This window comes from Massilia sp. CT11-108 (assembly GCF_047302915.1).
GTDB classification, from domain to species: Bacteria; Pseudomonadota; Gammaproteobacteria; order Burkholderiales; family Burkholderiaceae_D; genus Telluria; species Telluria orientalis.
In genome coordinates this window covers 1-2,952 of record NZ_JBKYMO010000604.1, presented here as the reverse complement: position 1 = coordinate 2,952, position 2,952 = coordinate 1, and the positions used below count along the sequence as shown (strand labels likewise).

Below are 2,952 nucleotides of genomic sequence, written 5' to 3'. Positions count from 1 at the left end.
TTTTTTTAAATCACCCGCCCCCCCCCCACAAAACCACCTCTATATTGGGCGGCAGCGTCATTTGTTTAAAAGACACACACCTCATGCGCGGCCGCGCGCGCGGCGGGCTGGTCGAGGGCGAGCCGGATCGCTGTGGATAAGTCGATGGGGGTGGTGTCCGCCGCGACGCGCAGGGGCTCGGCGCCGCAGCGCCATGCCAATGCGGATGCGAGGACGAACATCGCCAGTCTTTGTCTGGATGTGTTCATGCGTGCTCCTGAAAATGGTCGATTCAGGCGCGCGGAGATTTGTGGGGTATCAATGCCGCGCGCGGGTCAGGCGGCGGCAGGCCATTGCGGCCGTTCGGGACGGCTCGCGGGCGGCGCTTTGAGGTAGGGCGGGAAGAAGGCGATGCTGGAAGCGTGCCGGCGCTCGGCCGGTATCACGACGAACGCCGCGGGCAGGCACGCCGTATGTCCGAACGTGCAGGCCGCGCAGTGCGGGTCGACCAGGGACGCGCCGTCGTCGTCGGCCACGAACACGGTCCGGTCTACGCCTGGCGCGACGACGCTGTGGTGGCTCACGCCGGCCGGCGTCATCGCGCAGCACTTGTCCGCCATGGCCAGGGCGACCTGGAATGGATAGACGACCAGCAGCAGGATGAGGATCAGGCGGCGCATGGCGCAATGATACCGCATTAAAAGATGGCGTTATTCATCAATGAGCGGCCTCAACCAATCACGGGAATCAGGTTGGGTTCGCAACCGATCTGCATATACCTTTATCGGGAGGGTTTATCCATACGTGGATGATTCCGGAAATAAACGATTGAACTCGCTGGAGGGTCGCCGTAATGAAAAGCGCAAATATACTTGGCGGAATTTTTTTATTGGGAACTTTATCCGCCTGTTGTAATCCACCGTTGGTATCCACAATCGACGTCCCGAAATTACCGCAGCAGGCGTCGAACTGGTGCTGGGCGGCGAGCGGCCAGATGACCATGCGTTTCCTGGGCCATGACGTCGCCCAATGCGTGGAAGCGAATAACCGTTTCGGCCTCGCGACGTGCTGCGAAAATAATTCCGGAAGCTGTAATAACGGCGGCTGGCCGGAATACGTGAAATACGGTTTTACGGCCGACCAGACCTCCGATACGGCACTCACGTTCAGCCAGATCAAATCGCAGATTTACTGCAAAAAGAAACCCATCGCATTCAGCTGGCACTGGCCCGGCGGCGGTGGCCACATGATGGTCGTAAAAGGCTATTTCACGGTGAACGGCGTGCAATACGTGGACGTCAACGATCCCGAGCCTTATACGGATCTGGGCACGCTCGTCGGCGGCACGGAAACCATCATGACGTATGCCGATTACGTCAGCCGCACGGGCGACCACACCCATTGGAACGACTATTACAACATCACGTACAAAGGTGACTGACATGCGCAAACTTCCTTTCGCGTTGGTCGTTGCGGTCGTCCTCTTCCTCGGCGGCTGCCAGACGAGCCAACCCCGCCCCAACCACAGCCAGGACACCGCAGCGCAGCATGGCCTGGCCACGCTCCGGCAGGTCGTCAATGCCGGCAACTATGCGTCGCTCGGTTTCGAGTCGGAGGCCGAGGTACGCCAGGCCACGCTCGGCGAGCCGCTGCAGGTCTACCGGGTCCAGCTCGACGCCCTGCGTGCCTTTACCGGGAACACCGATCCGGAAACGCTGCTCGTCGACATCCGCCGTAGCCTGTACCCCGTCAAGGTCGGCGACCGCGTGGCGACCTCGATCTTCGTCACCGGGTCGCGCGAAGGCTGGCGGGCGTCCGAACTGGGCAACGCGGCCGTGGCACGGCTCGTCAGCCGCTATCGTCACGGCGCCGGCGATTTCCTCGTGCACGTGGCTGCGATGAAATCCTGGTTCGTCGCCGACCGGGTCGAAGGCAAGCTCATGCTGACACCCGTCATGGACGACCCGCGCACCAAGCTCCGGGCGGGAGAAACCGTGCCGGCGGACGTCGTCTTCCTGCAGCTCAAGGCGGCGTCCGACGGCGACAACGGCTTGCCGCAATAGGCATCACCCGCCGAGCTGGCGGAACGGGTCGAAGGCCAGGTCGATGAGACGGCGCTTGCGCACGACGATTTCCGCGCTCGCCGTCATGCCGTAGCGCAGCGGGTACGACGTGTCGCCCACGGTGTAGTGATCGCGCTCGAGGGCGACGCGGCCTTCGTACACGGGCAGCCGCGTCTGCGGCGAGGCCCGGGTCGCGGGCGCGATGGTCTGCAAGGTGCCGTCGATGATGCCGTAGCGCTGGTATGGAAAGGCGTTGAATTTCACCTGCACCGGCAAGCCCTCGCGGAGGAAGGCGCGGTCCTGTTCGGGGATCTCGATCTTGAGCAGGGGCCGCGTGTTCTTCGGCACGATGCCGCCCAGCGGGGTGTTCGCCTGGATCTTATCGCCGGGCTGCGTGGACGTCACCTCCGTGATCACGCCGTCCACGGGCGCAAGGATGCGCAGGAAATTGTCCTTGTCGATGTTCTCGAACTGGATGCGCGATGCCGCATCCGCCACCAGGCGCGCCGTCTGCACCTGCAGCCGCAGCTTTTCCTCGACGTTCGTCGCCTCGCGCGTCGCCGCTTCGTACTGCAGGCGCAGGCTCGCGAGCTGCTGGCCGCTCGTCTCCAGCTGCGAGCGGGCCTCGGTGGTTTCCAGGCTCTGGCGCGCCGAGAGCTCGCTCGCGCGCGATTCCGCCACGCGCACCGCGTTCTCGGCCGCCTGCAGCGCATTCTTCTTGCCCTCCACCTGCAGTTGCGAGACCCCGCCGCCGCCCGGCAGCGCGAACAGGCGCTCGTACTTGGCCGCTTCGTGGGGGGGCCGCCCCCCCGCCCCCCCCCCCCCCCCCCCCAAGATGATTGTTTTAAAAAAAAAACCCCCCCCCCACCCCCCCGGCCCGAGGGGGGGGGCGGGGGGGGGGGAAAAAAAA

At 64.1% G+C, this 2,952-nt stretch carries 6 protein-coding genes; 2 read left to right on the top strand and 4 right to left on the bottom strand.

Translation table 11 applies throughout. The annotated features are described in order from the left end of the window. Nucleotides 1-65: 65 nt before the first annotated feature. The 3 genes from ACEN88_RS28165 to ACEN88_RS28155 all read right to left on the bottom strand — a co-directional run bounded on the left by ACEN88_RS28165 (nucleotide 66) and on the right by ACEN88_RS28155 (nucleotide 981). The gene (locus ACEN88_RS28165; protein WP_413344968.1) at nucleotides 66-248 is read right to left on the bottom strand and encodes a hypothetical protein; all 183 of its coding nucleotides are present in this window, start codon (nucleotides 246-248) and stop codon (nucleotides 66-68) included. A gap of 66 nt (nucleotides 249-314) precedes the next feature. After that, entirely contained in the window at nucleotides 315-677 is a 363-nt protein-coding gene (locus ACEN88_RS28160; protein WP_413344966.1) for a hypothetical protein, read from the bottom strand. Between the two features lie 49 nt (nucleotides 678-726). Continuing rightward, a complete protein-coding gene (locus ACEN88_RS28155; RefSeq protein WP_413344970.1) occupies nucleotides 727-981 on the bottom strand; it encodes a hypothetical protein in 255 nt (84 codons plus the stop codon). Between ACEN88_RS28155 and ACEN88_RS28150 the strand changes: the two genes are divergently transcribed. Continuing rightward, nucleotides 869-1,420 carry a papain-like cysteine protease family protein gene (locus ACEN88_RS28150; protein ID WP_413344964.1) on the top strand — a complete coding sequence of 184 codons (552 nt, stop codon included), beginning with the start codon at nucleotides 869-871 and terminating at the stop codon, nucleotides 1,418-1,420. The genes ACEN88_RS28155 and ACEN88_RS28150 overlap by 113 nt on opposite strands. Before the next feature lies 1 nt (nucleotide 1,421). Then, on the top strand, nucleotides 1,422-2,042 hold the full coding sequence (locus ACEN88_RS28145; protein ID WP_413344962.1) for a hypothetical protein: 621 nt from the start codon (nucleotides 1,422-1,424) through the stop codon (nucleotides 2,040-2,042). Nucleotides 2,043-2,045: 3 nt separating this feature from the next. On the opposite strand, the gene ACEN88_RS28140 is transcribed toward ACEN88_RS28145, so the two are convergent. Then, nucleotides 2,046-2,952, bottom strand: a 907-nt coding sequence (locus ACEN88_RS28140; RefSeq protein ID WP_413344960.1) for an HlyD family efflux transporter periplasmic adaptor subunit, incomplete at its 5' end; no start/stop codon positions are given.